Consider the following 14904-nt stretch of genomic DNA (forward strand, 5'->3'; position numbering starts at 1 on the left):
AATTGATCATGGTATCCACCGGGGCCCACGGAACCTGGCCCTCACCCATCGACGCCGCGCTGGCCGCCTCCCACGACGGCCGCCCCGAATACGTCGGGGCGGTCGGCGAGGAACTGTGGTGGACCGAACCGCGCCCCGCCGAGTCCGGCCGCCGCGCCCTGGTCCGCCGCCGGGCGGACGGCACCACCACGGAACTGCCCGCCCCGTGGAACGCGCGCAGCCGCGTCATCGAGTACGGCGGCCGGCCCTGGGCCGGCATCGAACGCGACGAGGGCGGCCCGCTGATCGTCTTCGTCCACTTCGACGACCAGCGGCTCTACGCCTACGAACCCGACAGCGGGGCCGCCCCCCGGCCGCTCACCCCCGTCTCCGCCACCGGCGGCGGACTGCGCTGGGCCGACCCCCGCCCGCAGCCGGAGCGCGGCGCGGCCGGGGAGGTCTGGTGCGTCCTGGAGGAGTTCACCGGCGAGGGCCCCACCGAACTGCGCCGGGTGATCGCCGCCGTCCCGCTCGACGGCACGGCGGCCGACGACCGCACCGCCGTACGCGAACTCTCCGACGGACAGCACCGGTTCGTCACCGGACCCGAGGTCTCGCCGGACGGGCGGCGCGCCGCCTGGATCGCCTGGGACCACCCCCGGATGCCGTGGGACGGCACCGAGGTGATCCTCGCCGGCATCGGGGAGGACGGCACCTTCCACGACGCCCGCCCCCTCGTGGGCGGCCCGGAGGAGTCCGTCCCGCAGATCCGCTGGGACGCCGCCGGGCGGCTGCTGTTCGCGAGCGACCGCGACGGCTGGTGGAACCTGTACCGCCTCGACGTCGACGGCGGGGGCGAGGCGGTCGGACTCTGCGCCCGCGAGGAGGAGTTCGCCGGCCCGCTCTGGAAGGTCGGGCTCACCTGGTTCCAGCCGCTGGACAACGGGCTGATCGCCACCGTCCACGGCAAGGGCTCCACCACGCTCGGCGTCCTCGACCCCGAGAGCGGCCGGCTCGCCGACATCGCCGGACCGTGGACCGAATGGGCCGAGACCCTCGCGGTCCGGGGCAGCCGGGTCGTCGGCGTCGCCGCGAGCCCGCACCGCGCGTACGAGATCGTCGAACTCGACACCGCCACCGGGCACACCCGTGTCATCGGCGCCCCCCACGAGGACGCGGTCGACCCCGCGTACTACCCCCGGCCCGTCGTGCGCACCTTCACCGGCCCCGGCGGCCGGGAGATCCACGCCCAGGTCTACGCACCGCACCACCCCGAACGCAGCGGCCCGGAGGGCGAGTTGCCGCCCTACGTCATCTGGGCGCACGGCGGTCCCACCGGGCACGCCGCCCTCGTCCTCGATCTGGAGATCGCCTACTTCACCTCGCGCGGCATCGGCGTCGCCGAGGTCAACTACGGTGGCTCCACGGGCTACGGCCGCGCTTACCGCAACCGGCTGCGCGAACAGTGGGGCGTCGTCGACGTGGAGGACTGCGCCGCCGTGGCACGGGCGCTCGCCGACGAGGGCACCGCCGACCCGGCCCGCCTCGCCGTCCGGGGCGGCAGCGCCGGGGGCTGGACCACCGCCGCCTCCCTCACCGGCACCGACGTCTACGCCTGCGGCACGATCATCTACCCCATCCTCGACCTCACCGGCTGGGGCACCGACGAGACCCACGACTTCGAGTCCCAGTACCTGGAGTCCCTGGTCGGCCCGCTCGCCGAGGTCCCCGACCGCTACCGCGAACGCTCCCCGATCACCCGCACCGACCGGCTCGCCACCCCCTTCCTGCTGCTCCAGGGGGAGGACGACCCCATCTGCCCGCCCGTCCAGTGCGAACGCTTCCTGGCGGCGGTCGAGGGTCGGGGCATCCCGCACGCCTACCTCACCTACCCCGGCGAGGGGCACGGGTTCCGTCGCGCCGAGACCATGATCAATGCCCTGGAGTCCGAACTCTCCCTGTACCTCCAGACGTTCGGCATCGACCGCGACGACGTGCCGCGCCTGGAGCTGCGCAAGTGAGCACCGGACTCGTCCCCCTGACCCGGCCCGCCCGGCTGCGCGCCGGCTCCCGGGTCGCGATCGTCTCCCCGAGCGGACCGGTCCCGGCGGACCGCCTGGAGCCCGGACTCGACCTCCTGCGCGGCTGGGGCCTCGACCCCCTCGTGATGCCCCACGTCCTCGACACCCACCCGGAGCTGGACTACCTCGCGGGGACGGACGCCGCGCGGGCCCGGGACCTCCAGGACGCCTGGTGCGATCCCTCCGTCGAGGCGGTGATCTGCGCACGCGGCGGCTACGGGGCCCACCGCATGGCCGACCTGGTGGACTGGGCGGCGATGCGGGCCGCCGGGCCCAAGGTGTTCGTCGGCTACAGCGACATCACCGTCCTGCACGAGGCGTTCGCGCTGCGGACCGGACTCGCCACCCTGCACGGCCCGATGACGGGCACGGAGACCTTCCTCAAGGACCCGGCGACCCAGGAGTCCCTGCGGGCCACCCTGTTCGCACCCGAGACCGTGTCCGTGCTGGGGCTTCCCACCGCGCGGACCCTGGTCCCCGGGCGGGCCCGGGGCATCACCTACGGCGGCTGCGTCAGCCTGCTCGCCGCCGATCTGGCCACCCCGCACGCCCGGACCTCGGCCCGGGGCGGACTGCTCCTCATCGAGGACACGAACGAGGACCCCTACAGCCTCGACCGGATCCTCACCCAGCTCCTGCGGGCCGGGGCGCTCGACGGGATCGCCGGGGTCGCCTGCGGCTCCTGGGCCGGCTGCGAACCGTACGAGCAGGTGCGCGCGGTCCTCGCCGACCGGCTCGGCCCGCTCGGCGTCCCCGTCGTCGAGGAACTGGGCTTCGGGCACGGCCCCACCGGACTGACCGTCCCGCTCGGGGTGCCCGCCGTCCTGGACGCCCCCGGGGACGGCACACCGCCCACGCTCACCGTCGAGACACCCGCGCTGCGCTGAGCGGACGGGCACCGCCCCCGTACCGCCGTTCACCCGAACGGCGGTACAGAGCGGCCCGCCGGGGCGGCGGCGGAGCCATCCTGGTGCTCCGGGCGCAATGTGCCCCGGAGCAGGGAAGGGGCCGCTCCATGAGCCCGAAAGATGTGTCGAGCGGTGGCAAGGGCGGTTCGGGCGCGTTCACACCGGCCCGCATCCTGGTCCTCGTCATCGCGGTCCTGTCGGTCGTGTTCATCGCCGAGAACACCAAGGACGTCGAGGTCCGGCTGATCATCCCACTGGTGACCATGCCGCTGTACGTGTGGCTGATCGTGATGTTCGTCGCCGGGGCGGCCTGCGGCGCCTACTTCTTCCGCAGGCGGTCCCGGTAGGGCCGGGGGCGCCGTGCAGGATCACGGCCCGGGTCGCCGGGCCGTGATCCTGCACGGCACGCCTAGGCTGTGCCGATGTCCGACACCAGCTATCTCGCCGAGGGCCCGCGCACGGGCATCCGCCCCTTCACGTACGCCGACGCCGAGGAGTTCACCGCCCGGGTCCGCGACAGCCGGGACACGCACCGGCCCTGGCTGTTCCCGCCCGACGGCCCCGAGGCCTACGCCGCGTACGCGCGCCCGCTCATCGAGGACCCCACGAAGGCCGGTTTCCTCGTCTGCGAGCGGCGCGGCGAGCCCGGCGGACCGGCCGACGGCCCCATCGCCGGGTTCATCAACATCAACAACATCGTCGCCGGCGGATTCCGCTGCGGGGCCCTGGGCTACGGGGGCTTCGCCCACGCGGCCGGGCGCGGGCTGATGAGCGAAGCCCTCGGTCTCGTCCTCGGGCACGCCTTCGGCCCGCTCGGCCTGCACCGGCTCGAAGCCAACATCCAGCCGGCCAACACACACTCCATCGCCCTGGTCCGCAGGGCGGGCTTCCGGCTGGAGGGGTTCTCCCCCGACTTCCTGTTCGTCGACGGCGCCTGGCGGGACCACGAACGCTGGGCGATCACGGCCGAGATGCGCTGAACCGGCCCTGCCGGGACGGCCGTCCGGTCCCGCCGGGGCGACGGTTCCCCCTCTGCCGGGACGGCCGGCCGTTCAGCCCGCCGCCGTCTGCGCGCCCAGCGCCGCGAACAGCCAGTCGTGCGCGGACCCGGGCGTCGGCTCGGGCGGGCCGTCCGGCGGGCTGATCACCTCCGTCACCAGCTCCCAGTACCGGTCGATCCGCGGATCCCCGGCCAGCTGCGACAGCAGCACCCGGCGGAAGCCCGGGGTGTCCCGGCCGCCGTACGCGCTCGCGTACGCATCCACGAAGCAGTCCAGCTCCTCGCCCGCGTACGGTGCGGCGCCCCGCCGCAGCGGGCCGCCGGCCAGCTCGTACGCCTGGGCGAGACCGGCGTACAGCACGGCGGGTCCGCGCGGCCCGGCGGCCGTGTGCGCCTGCGGCTGGCACACCTCCCCGCCCGTGCACGGCCGCGTCACCAGGGCGTACAGCCGGGCGAAGGCCAGGACCTGGGAGGGGGCGGGGTCGTCGGGAGGGTCGGGCACCGCCGCGTCCAGGAACGCCGCCGTCGCCGCGGCCGGCATCCTCGCCGGCAGCCAGCCACGCCAGAAGCGCGCCAGCGCGGCCGTGCTGGGCGGCGAGGCCACCGCACCGATCAGGCGCAGCCGGTCGGCCCGCTCCCCGGGCGGGCACTCCAGCACCAGCCGCAGCCCCGCCTCCCGCCAGCGCAACGCCGTGAGCTGCGAACCCAGTTCGCTCAGCTGCCCGGCGACGGCGTCCTCCAGCAACCGCTCCCCGGCGTCCTCCTCGTCCAGCACCCGGTGCACCTCGCGCACCGGCAGACCCAGCGCACGCAGCGAACGCAGCAATCGCAGCCGGCCCAGCGCCTCGGGGCCGTAGCGCCGGTGCCCGCCCGCACTGCGCGCGGCCTCCGGCAGCAGCCCGCGGTCCGAGTAGAACCGGACGGTCTTCACGGTGAGCCCGGCACGCTCCGCCAGCTCGCCGATACTGCACAGTCCGTCCTGCGACATGACCACTTGAACCTCCCTCCGGGGGAGCTTCTACCGTACCGGCGAGGGCGGCCGGACCACGGGTCCGGGCCGCCGCCGACGGATCGCCGAGGAGCCGACCATGACGGAATTCATCCTGGTAGCGGGCATGTTCACCGGAGCGCGGGTATGGGAGGGGACCGCCGCCCGGCTGGTCGCGGCGGGCGCCGGGGTGCACCCGGTGGCCCTGACCGGGCTCGGCCCCGGGGCGGACGGGAACGACGACCCGGTCGACCTGGAACGGCACATCGCGGACGTGCTCGCGGTGATCGACGACGTGGTGGCCTCGGCGGGCGACGGCCCCGCGCCGGAGATCGTCCTGGTCGGCCACGACTACGGCATGTACCCGCTGCTCGGCGCCGCGGACCGCCGCGCCCGGCACATCGCCCGGATCGTCGCCGTGGACACCGGTCCGGCCGCCGACGGCATGCCCGCCCTGGCCGTCGTCGCGGACGCCGGACTGCGCGACGAGGTGATCGCGCTGGCCGGGGCGGACGGGCCGGTGCGCCCCCTGCCCGTCCCGGAGCCCGCGCGGTGGCGGCGCTGGGGCAGCACCGACGGACTGGACGACGCGGCGCTGAAGCACCTCACCTCCCTGGCCTCGCCGCAGCCCCTCGCCACGCTGCTCCAGCCGCTGAAGCTCACCGGGGCGTCCGGCGCGCTCCCCGTCACCGGCGTGCTCTGCCAGGCCAACGGCGGCTCCATCGGGCTGCTCCAGCAGCGGGTGGACTTCGGTGACCCCGTCATCGGCACGCTCGCCTCGCCCGGCATCTCGTTCTTCGAACTGGCCACCGGACACTGGCCGATGCTGTCCCGGCCCGCCGAACTCGCCGATGTCCTGCTGCGGGCCGCAGCGGGGGAGGGACACCACCTGACCAAGCCCGACGCGGACCGTCCGCCCGCCCATCTGCGCCCCTTCCCGCTGGACGTCCCGGAGCGGACGCCGGAGCGCCACGGGAACATCGACCTCTACGTCCCCGAGGGCGACGGGCCCCGCCCCGCGGTGGTGTTCGTGCACGGCGGGCCGGTGCCCGCCGGGGTCGAACCGACCCCGCGCGACTGGACGGCCCTGCGCGGATACGCGCGCCACGCGGCGGCCGAGGGCGCCGTCGGTGTCCTCTTCGACCACCGTCTGCACGACACCACGGACTACGCCCGCGCCGCCGACGACGTGGCCGCCGCCGTCGAAAGGGTCCGGTCCGACCCCCGGGTGGACGCCGACCGGATCGCCCTCTGGTTCTTCTCGGGCGGCGGCCTGCTCTGCGCGGACTGGCTCGGCGCCCCGCCGGCCTGGCTGCGCTGCCTGGCCGCCTCGTACCCGATCCTGGTCCCGCTCCCCGGCTGGGGTCCGGTCGAGGACCGCTTCCGCCCGGCGGACGCACTCGCCGGCACCGGCTCCCTGCCCCTCGTCCTCACCCGCGTCGGACAGGAGATGCCCGGAATCGCCGCCACCGTCGAGGAGTTCCTGACCTCCGCCGCCCGGCACGGCACCGACATCGAGATCATCGACGTCCCCAGCGGCCACCACGCCTTCGAGGGCGACCCCGTCACCGACGAGATCCGTGACGCCCTGCGCGCCGCGATGAGCGCGGTCATCGGCCGGCTCACGGACTGAGCGGGCGCACGGGACAGCGGCCTCCCGCCCGCGCGAAGCCGGGAGGCCGCACTGTCGGTGGCACCCCCTAGGCTGGTCCGCACAGCGCCGGCCGGGCGAGCCGGCCGCGCAGCGGAACCATGGAGCGGAAGCGTGCTGATAGAGCGTCATCAGGTGGGCGGGGCGGCCGTGTCGGCGGCGTGCGAGGACTTCCCCCACCGCATCGGCCGCATGGTGCACTCGATGTCCCGGGCCGACCGGATGACGACGCGCGAATGGCAGCTGATAGCCGACGAGTTCCTCGACTACCTGGGGGCACTCTCCGTTCGGACGCCCCGACTGGCCACCCCGGAGGCCGAGGCCGTCCTCCAGGACGCCTGCGAGGCCGCCGTCGGCGCCGTGACCTACGCGGCCTACCACCCGTACTGCGGCTTCCACGTCTTCCTGGACTACGTGAACTTCGGCATGGGCTACGAGCCCGGCGAGGACGCGCCCGCCGAGAGCGTCACGCCCGGCGACTGGATCGACGCGCTCTGCCTGGCCGTGCTCCGCGACCGGACCGCCCGGCACGGCGAGGCGTTCTCCTTCGCCCGCGCCAAGTTCGCCGCCAAGGCGCAGGGCACCCCCGCCGGGGAACTGGCCACCGGGCTGATGGCCGTCGTCCTGGACGACGCGGGGGAGGACGAGGAGTATCCGCTCACCGAGGCGGCCAGGACCGCCGCCGTCGACGCGGCACTGGACCGCCTCCGGGCGGGTGCGGAGGAGACCGGCCGGCCCCTGCTCGACCGCCCGGACAGCCTGGCCCTGCGCGCGCTGCGGGCCCTGGCCGCCGAGGACCGGGCGGCCTTCGACGCCGCGCTGACCGGCGTCCTCACCGCGCACGGCGCCCTGTACGGCCGCTCCGCGAGCCCCCGCACCCTGCTGCCGCTCGTCCCCCTGGCCCTCGCCGCGCTCGCGTACCGCCGGCACGGCTGGGCCCCCGCCGTCCGTACCGACTACCTCCCGCACGCCCTGGTCACCGGCTTCGAGACGCCCGGCCCCCGCGTCGCGGCCTTCGGCCGGGACCGCCGGCCGGACGCGGTGGCCGCCCTGGCCGCCGGCCCGCTGACGGTGGACCGTCCGGCCCCCGCCGCCACGCCGCCGGAGCACGTCGAGGACCGGTACGAGGAGCGCGCCCGCGCGGCGCTCACCCCCGTCGAGGGCAAGCCGGCGGAGGTGTGGCGGCTCTCCCGGATCATGGAGGACCAGGAGCGCCTCTTCGCCTGGCGCACCGGCACCGCCGCCGGCACCGCCGGGGCCCAGCTCGCGACGCTGCGCCGGGCCTCCCGCATCGGCGCCTTCCTCTTCCGCGTCGCGCTCGCCGCACCGGACACCGAGGTCGAGGCGGCCGTCGACGGCCACGTCCTGCGCCACCCCGGCGGCCCCCACGAGTCGGCCGGGGCGGGCATCTGGCACCGGGCCACCGTCCTCGCCCTGATCACCGGGGCCCGCGAGGACCTCGCCCCGCTCGTCCTGGCGGGCCCCGCGCTCCAGGGCCCGGACCGCTCCGCCTTCGCCGCCTACCGCGAGGCCCTGCACGCCTACCTCAGGGGCGACGACCCCGAACCGGCCGCGCTCCGCGCCGTCCAACAGGCTCAGGCACTCGGCAACCGCACCTTCCCCGCACCCCCGGCCGTGCTGCTCTCGCAGCTGGTCGAAGGGGACGAGGAGAGCTTCTCCCTGGCCCTGGCCGACGCGCTGGAGGTCCACCGCGCCCACTACCAGGTCGCCGACCGCGCCGACGACCCCGACGCCTCCGTCGCTCCGGACGTCCTCGCCCTGGCCTGCCACGCCCGCCGGCGGGGCTGGGAGATCCGGGTCCGGTCGCCCTACCTGCCGGAGGAGATCCTGCGCGCGGCCGAGCCCTTCTGAGCCGGACCGGCCCCCGGGCAAAAGGTGCGCGGTGGGACGGTGCGGGATAGGAAGGACGGAACTGCCGTCACGGAGCCGGTTCCCCGCCGGCGGACGGCGGGAAGGACGGGCCATGTTCCAGGAGCGCAAGGACCGCCGTCACGCCAATCGCGCGTTCGAGCACGGCGAGAACGTCACCCGCTACCGGATGCGTCAGAAGCTGGTCTCGATCGGCGACGACTACTGGATCGACGACGACGCCGGTGACCACCGCTACAAGGTCGACGGCAAGGCGCTCCGGGCCCGCAGGACCTTCCACATCGAGGACCGCGACGGCCACCGCGTCGCCACCGTCCAGAGCCGGCCGCTGCGGATCAAGGAGTCCATGGCGATCGAGGACGCCGACGGGCAGCGCGTGGCGATCGTCAAGAAGGCCGTCGTCGGCCCGCTGCGCGACCGCTGGCGCATCAAGCAGGAGAACGGCGACGACCTCACCGTCCACGGCAACATCGTCGACCACGAGTACACGATCGAACGCGACGGCTACAAGATCGCCGAGGTCTCCAAGAAGTGGTTCCGGGTGCGCGACACCTATGGACTCGACATCGGTCCGGGCGCCGACCCCACCACGGTCCTGGCCGCCGCGGTCGCCATCGACGCGATGGCCCACCCCGGGGACTGACCGGGCGCGGGCACCGTCTCCGGACCGGACCGGACCGGACCGCCCGGACGACCCGGCCGCCCGACCGGACCTACCGTCCGGCGCGCCGGCGGCGTTCCCGCTCGAACGCGGTGACGTCGGTGAACCAGGGGCGGTGGGAGTCGAGGGCCGCGCAGCCGCCCAGGACGAAGAGGCCCACCAGCGCGCGGTATCCGTCGATGCCGTCGACCAGGGTGTACTCGACGCGGTACTCGGGATCCGCCCCGCCCGTGCCCGCCCGCGCCGTCGTGATCCGGGCGAGGGAGTCCGCGTAGAAATGGAGCTGGACCCCCTCGCCCCGCTCCTCGTCCTCGATGGTGAACACCGCGTTGGCCGACGACGAGCGCGCGGCCACGAACTCCCAGAACGCGGCCGACGCGGTGCGGGGACCGCCCGGGGCCCAGGTCTCCTCGGCCCCCTTGTCGTCGGTGAACGACAGCGCCGTCCTCCGCGCGCCCGTCGCCCCGCCCGCGCGAGCGGCCTCCTCGTCGTCCGGCTCGGGCGAGGCCTTCGTACGGTCCACGGCCTCCGAGCACATCAGGAAGCCCAGGGAGCGCACCGCGTCGTCGGTGAGCCGGGGGTGGGCCCGGCGCAGGGCCGTCTCGACCGCCGCCGTCATCCGCTGCCAGGCGCTCTTGTCGGTCGCGCCCCGGCCCCGGCGCGGGTCGAGACCGATCCGCATCCCGGCGCACGCCTCCTCCGCCGTGGCGACGACCCGCAGCACCTCGGGCAGCAGCGCGGGCGCGACGGCGCCGGGCAGCCGCTTCGGGATCGTCGCACCGTGTACGTACTGCCCCGTGTACGTGAGGATCGCGGCGTCGAGCGGCCCGAGCACGGTGCCGCGTTCGGCGCGGCGGCGGTCCGCCCGGTACCGCTCGGCGCGCTTCGGATCGGACGCCTCCGTCGCGGTGCGCGCCGCCGCGCAGATCCGGCCGTCGTCGAGCAGCGCGATGTCCGCGCCGTGGGCGACGAGCCGGTACCGGTCCCACCGGATGGTCCGGAAGAACGCGTCGGCCTCCCCGGCCGGGGCGAGGAGGACGGGATCCAGGAGCGCGACGGCGGCGTCCTCGTCGAGAGGGCCGCGTGTCCCGGCGGCGTCGCAGAGCGGAAGGAGCGCGCTCCACAGCATGAGGTGGCGGGCCAGGTCCTCCCGGAGCACCGCGAGATGGGCGTCGCCGATCGGGAACGAGAACGTGCGCGGGTCGTGGTTGGCGTCGGCCCCGGCGCCGAGCTCCAGCCTCAGCCCGCCGTCCTCGCGGATCACGCGCGGCAACCAGAAGTTCGCGCGCGCGAAGACGATGTCGGTTTCGGCTCTTCTCTTTCCCATCGGGGGAGTCTAACGAGCACCGCCCGCACCGCTCCGGGGGACCGCCCGCACGGGGTCAGTCCAGGTCGGGCAGCCGGTCCGCCTCCAGGGCCCGCATCGCGTAGGACGCGTTGAACGGCAGGATGGTCACGGCGACATGGGGGAGCCGCTCCAGGGTGCGGGCCATCGTCTCGCCGGTGCCGCGGTGGAGGATCTTGCCGAGCGCGTTGGCGTACATCCGCCTCGGGACGAGCACGGTCAGGGAGGTCTCGCCGTCCTCGGTGGTGCGGACAGCCAGTTCCCGCATCGCGTGCCGGAGCCTGCGGTCGGGGCAGTCGACCAGTTCGAGTTCGACGGAGGTCGCGGAGGTCGACTCCCAGACGGCGGAGAGCCGTTGCGCGTGCGCGACGTCGATGGCGAAGTGCACGGCCCGTACCAGGTCGGGGCGGAGTTCATGGGCGTAGCGGAGCGCCTTCAGGGTGGCCAGGTCCAGGGTCTCGACCAGCACGAAGACCTGGTGGCGGCGGGAGCGCGGGCGGTCGGCGCCCTCGGGGAGGCGTTGCAGGGCGGCGGCCTCGCGGCGGTATTCGCGGTTGATCCGGATCAGGCCCCAGACGCCGAGCGGGAAGACGATGACGACCAGCCAGGCGCCCTCGGTGAATTTGGTGACGGCGAAGATCAGGACGACGGCGGCGGAGATGGCCGCCGCCGCGGCGTTGATCCCGGTCTTCGTCCGCCGCCAGGCCTCGCGCCGCCGCAGGTGGTACGCGGTCAGCCCGGCGCCGGCCATGGTGAAGGCGGTGAACACGCCGATCGCGTACAGCGCCACCAGCCGGTCCACGCTGGCCCCCGTGACCAGCAGCAGGGCCAGTGAGAGTGCGGTGAGCGCGAGGATGCCGTTGGAGAACGCCAGCCGGTGTCCGCGCCGGGTCAGCATCCGGGGCAGGAACCGGTCCTGTGCGACGAAGCTGGCCAGGAACGGGAAACCGGTGAACGGGGTGTTGGCCCCGGTGTACAGGATCAGCGCGGTCGCGAGCTGGACGAGGACGAGCCCGGCGGTCCCCAGGGTGCCCCGGCCGAACGCGAGCCGGGCCTCCTGGGCGATGACGGTCGGGGTGCCGTCGGTGTAGGGGACGGCGTGGGTGGCGTGCGCCAGCAGGGACACGCCCAGGACCAGGACGGCCAGCACCGCGCTCATGGCGATCAGGGTGCGGCGGGCGTTGCGCCCCTGCGGTTCCCGGAAGGCGGAGATGCCGTTGGAGATGGCTTCGAGCCCGGTGAGGGAGGAGCCGCCGTTCGCGAAGGAGCGCAGCACGATGAAGAGGGACGCGCCCTGCAGCCAGCCGTCGCCGGGCGTGCCCAGCGGGACGACGCCCGCGGCGTGCAGATCGGCGTGCGGCAGGTCGCCCGCGAGCGCGCGGACCGCCGCCACGGCGAAGACCAGGCCCATGGCGGCCATGAAGAGGTACGCCGGCAGCGCGAAGAGCCGCCCCGCCTCGCGCACGCCCCGCAGATTCCCGTACGCCAGCAGCACGATCACCCCCACGGAGACCGGCAGTTGGAGATGGTCCAGGCCGGTCCAGCCGTTGCCCGCCAGATGCGCGAGGGAGATCAGCGCGTTCGTCCCGGCGGACACCTGGACGGCGACGGTGACGATGTAGTCGACGAGCAGCGCCACGGCCGCGATCTGGGCGACGTCGGGGCCGAAGTTCTCCCGGGCCACGACGTACGACCCCCCGGCCCGGGTGTAGATCGTGACCACGTCGCTGTAGCAGAGCGTCAGGAGCAGCAGCACCAGCAGGATCGCCCCGGTCACCGGCAGCACCATCGTGAACGCCGCCGCTCCCACGACGGGCACGAGGACGCGCAGCATCTCCTCGGAGCCGTACGCGGAGGAGCTGATGCAGTCGGAGGCCAGCACACCGAGTGCCGTCCGGTTGCTCAGCTTCTCCTCGCTGACGCGGTCCGTGGTCAGCGGCCTGCCGAGCAGCCGCCGCTTGACGCGGTACAGGGGCCGGTCCGTGGTCATCCCGTCATCAGAACCGGTGGGCGGCGACGATCCGCGCAGGCTCCACCGGCGGGCACTCGTACGGAGCCGTCACGGCGCCCCGCCGGTCAGGAGGCCGGGGCCGTGAGGAGGTCCCGGTCCGCGGCCGCGGGCAGGCACGGGCTGATGGTGCGCCAGGCGTGGGCGACGTACTCCTCCTTCTCGCCGACCGGGGCGACGTAGTGCAGGGCGCTCTCGGCCTCCTCCCGGCCGCGCAGCCGGGCGATGATCCAGGCGGCGAGGTAGGGCGAGGCGAGGCAGCCGCCGGCGGTGGCGACGGAGCCCCGGGCGTGGAAGGGCGCGTCGAGGACGTCGACACCGGCCGCGACGACCCAGGGCCGGGTGGTCAGATCGGTGCAGGCGGGCATGGAGCCGAGCAGCCCGAGCCGGGCCAGGACGAGGGCGCCGGAGCACTGGGCGGCGATGAGCTGACGGGACGGGTCCAGCCCCCGCAGGACCTCCATGACCGCCGGGTCCTCGACGACCTCCCGGGTGGCGATGCCGCTGCCGACGACGACGGCGTCCGCCGCGCAGGCCTCCTCCAGGGTCGACATCCGCTCGACCACCACCCCGTTCATGGAGGTCACCCGGGGGGTGGGGGAGGCGAGGGTGACGCGCCAGCCGTCGGCCCGGACGCGGTTCAGCACCCCGAGCGCGATCAGGGAGTCGAGTTCGTTGTAGCCGTCGAAGGTGAGGATGGCGATGTGCACGGCGGTGGCCTTCCTGCCGGGGGGTGCGAACGGGCCGCCACGGTACGAATCCGTTGTCAGGACAGTCAAAGAATTGTCATGGATACAATCCGGCCCATGGCAGCAGCGCGGTACAAGGCCCTCGTCGACGCCCTCGCCTCCGACATCCGGACGGGACGGCTCGCCCCGGGCACCCGGCTGCCGACCCACCGCGCACTGGCCGCCCGCGAGGGCGTCGCGGTGGTGACCGCGACCCGGGTCTACGCCGAACTCGACGCCATGGGCCTGGTCAGCCGCGAACAGGGGCGCGGCACCTTCGTCCGCGACCGTGCGGCCCCGCCCGGCCAGGGCGCCGACCAGGGGACGGTGGCCGCCGACGCCGTCGACCTCACCTTCAACCACCCCTCGCTGCCCCGGCAGACCGGCCTGCTGCGCGCGGCGCTGCGGGACATCGCGGTCTCCGGCGACCTCGAAGCGCTGCTGCGCTACCAGCCGCACCGGGGCCGCCCCCAGGACCGGGCCTCGGTCGCCCGCCATCTGCGCCGCCGGGGGATCACCGCCGACGCGGACCGCGTCCTGATCGTCGGCGGCGCCCAGCACGGTCTGGCCGTCACGGCCATGGCCCTGCTCGGACCGGGGGACGTCGTCGCGGTCGACGCGCTCACCTACCCCGGCTTCAAGGTGCTCGCGCACACCCTCCGCCTCGATCTGGAACCCGTGCCGACCACGCCGGACGGCATGGACCTCGACGCCCTGGAACGGCTCTGCGCGACCCGGCCCGTGCGGGTCCTCTACACGATGCCGACCCTGCACAACCCCCTCGGATCCGTGATGCCCGAGGCCGACCGCGTCCGCCTGACCGGGATCGCCCGGCGGTACGGCGTGCTCCTCGTCGAGGACGCCTCGTACGCCTTCCTCGTCGAGAACCCGCCCCCGCCGCTGGTGGAACGGGCACCGGAACGTACCGTCCATGTCTCGGGTCTCTCCAAGAGCGTTGCCACCGGACTGCGGGTCGGCCACGTCCTCGCCCCGCCCGACCTGGTCCCCGCGCTCGAACGCGCGATCAGGGCCACCACCTGGAACACCCCGGCGCTGACCACGACGCTGGCCTGCCGGTGGCTGGACGACGGCACGGTCGACGCGCTGGAGGCGCGGAAACGGGAGGACGCCCGCGAGCGCCAGGCCCTCGCCGCCACGGAACTGGCCGGGCTGCCGCTCGTCGCCCACCCCGCGTCCTACTTCACCTGGCTGCCGCTCCCCGACAGCGCCCGCGCCGACCGCCTGGCGGCCACCCTCGCCCGGCACCGCGTCTCGGTCACCACGGCCGAGCCCTTCAGCACCTCGGCCCGCACCCCGCAGGCGATCCGCCTCGCCCTCGGCTCGGCCGAGCCGGACGTCCTGCGCACGGCGCTGCGCACGGTGCGCCGGCTGGCGCTGGAGGACGCGTTCGCCTGAACCCGGGTACGGGGGGCGGGAGTCGGAATCCCGGTGCTCCGGTGCTCCGGTGCTTCGGTGCTTCGGTACGGGACGCGGAGGCCGGAGCCCGGTACCCCCGGTACGGGACGCGGGATCCGGAGCCCCGAAACCGGCCGCGGAACGGCGTGTTCTTCCCGGCCGGACCGGGGTAGCGGCACCACGGACCGGGCAGTCTTACGGGGCGCCGGGCCCGGCCCACCGGCTCAGGGCCGGCCCGGCCCGGCCGCA

At 74.7% G+C, this 14904-nt stretch carries 12 protein-coding genes; 8 read left to right on the forward strand and 4 right to left on the reverse strand.

Annotated features, from left to right (window positions below):
• Positions 1-8: 8 nt before the first annotated feature.
• The 4 genes from ACZ4FH_RS13760 (at position 9) to ACZ4FH_RS13775 (ending at position 3948) form a co-directional block, all read left to right on the forward strand.
• On the forward strand, positions 9-2000 hold the full coding sequence (locus ACZ4FH_RS13760; RefSeq protein WP_467304560.1) for a prolyl oligopeptidase family serine peptidase: 1992 nt from the start codon (positions 9-11) through the stop codon (positions 1998-2000).
• Complete coding sequence (locus tag ACZ4FH_RS13765) at positions 1997-2947, forward strand: S66 peptidase family protein (protein WP_467304562.1); 951 nt, start codon at positions 1997-1999, stop codon at positions 2945-2947. The genes ACZ4FH_RS13760 and ACZ4FH_RS13765 overlap by 4 nt, the downstream gene beginning before the upstream one ends.
• A gap of 128 nt (positions 2948-3075) precedes the next feature.
• Entirely contained in the window at positions 3076-3315 is a 240-nt protein-coding gene (locus ACZ4FH_RS13770) for a LapA family protein (protein ID WP_383638852.1), read from the forward strand.
• Between the two features lie 75 nt (positions 3316-3390).
• On the forward strand, positions 3391-3948 hold the full coding sequence (locus ACZ4FH_RS13775; RefSeq protein ID WP_467304564.1) for a GNAT family N-acetyltransferase: 558 nt from the start codon (positions 3391-3393) through the stop codon (positions 3946-3948).
• Between the two features lie 72 nt (positions 3949-4020).
• Here ACZ4FH_RS13775 and ACZ4FH_RS13780 read toward each other — a convergent pair whose 3' ends face one another.
• On the reverse strand, positions 4021-4962 hold the full coding sequence (locus ACZ4FH_RS13780) for a helix-turn-helix domain-containing protein (protein ID WP_467304566.1): 942 nt from the start codon (positions 4960-4962) through the stop codon (positions 4021-4023).
• Between the two features lie 94 nt (positions 4963-5056).
• Between ACZ4FH_RS13780 and ACZ4FH_RS13785 the strand changes: the two genes are divergently transcribed.
• The 3 genes from ACZ4FH_RS13785 (at position 5057) to ACZ4FH_RS13795 (ending at position 9140) form a co-directional block, all read left to right on the forward strand.
• Positions 5057-6589: an alpha/beta hydrolase gene (locus ACZ4FH_RS13785; RefSeq protein ID WP_467304567.1), complete on the forward strand. Its 1533-nt coding sequence runs from the start codon at positions 5057-5059 to the stop codon at positions 6587-6589.
• Positions 6590-6799: 210 nt separating this feature from the next.
• Positions 6800-8479 (forward strand): immunity 49 family protein, encoded by a 1680-nt coding sequence (locus ACZ4FH_RS13790; protein WP_467304913.1) that lies wholly within the window; start codon positions 6800-6802, stop codon positions 8477-8479.
• 112 nt (positions 8480-8591) lie between these two features.
• Positions 8592-9140, forward strand: coding sequence for an LURP-one-related/scramblase family protein (locus ACZ4FH_RS13795; RefSeq protein WP_383638837.1), 549 nt, complete (start codon positions 8592-8594; stop codon positions 9138-9140).
• 70 nt (positions 9141-9210) lie between these two features.
• On the opposite strand, the gene ACZ4FH_RS13800 is transcribed toward ACZ4FH_RS13795, so the two are convergent.
• From ACZ4FH_RS13800 to ACZ4FH_RS13810, 3 genes are all read right to left on the reverse strand, one after another.
• The gene (locus tag ACZ4FH_RS13800; protein ID WP_467304570.1) at positions 9211-10485 is read right to left on the reverse strand and encodes a DUF6357 family protein; all 1275 of its coding nucleotides are present in this window, start codon (positions 10483-10485) and stop codon (positions 9211-9213) included.
• A gap of 55 nt (positions 10486-10540) precedes the next feature.
• Entirely contained in the window at positions 10541-12493 is a 1953-nt protein-coding gene (locus tag ACZ4FH_RS13805) for an APC family permease (RefSeq protein ID WP_467304571.1), read from the reverse strand.
• An 86-nt stretch (positions 12494-12579) separates the two neighbouring features.
• A complete protein-coding gene (locus ACZ4FH_RS13810; RefSeq protein ID WP_467304572.1) occupies positions 12580-13221 on the reverse strand; it encodes a DJ-1/PfpI family protein in 642 nt (213 codons plus the stop codon).
• 96 nt (positions 13222-13317) lie between these two features.
• Here ACZ4FH_RS13810 and ACZ4FH_RS13815 point away from each other — a divergent pair, with 96 nt between their 5' ends.
• On the forward strand, positions 13318-14655 hold the full coding sequence (locus tag ACZ4FH_RS13815) for an aminotransferase-like domain-containing protein (RefSeq protein WP_467304573.1): 1338 nt from the start codon (positions 13318-13320) through the stop codon (positions 14653-14655).
• Positions 14656-14904: the final 249 nt, after the last annotated feature.

Source organism: Streptomyces sp. NPDC024555 (genome assembly GCF_055559335.1).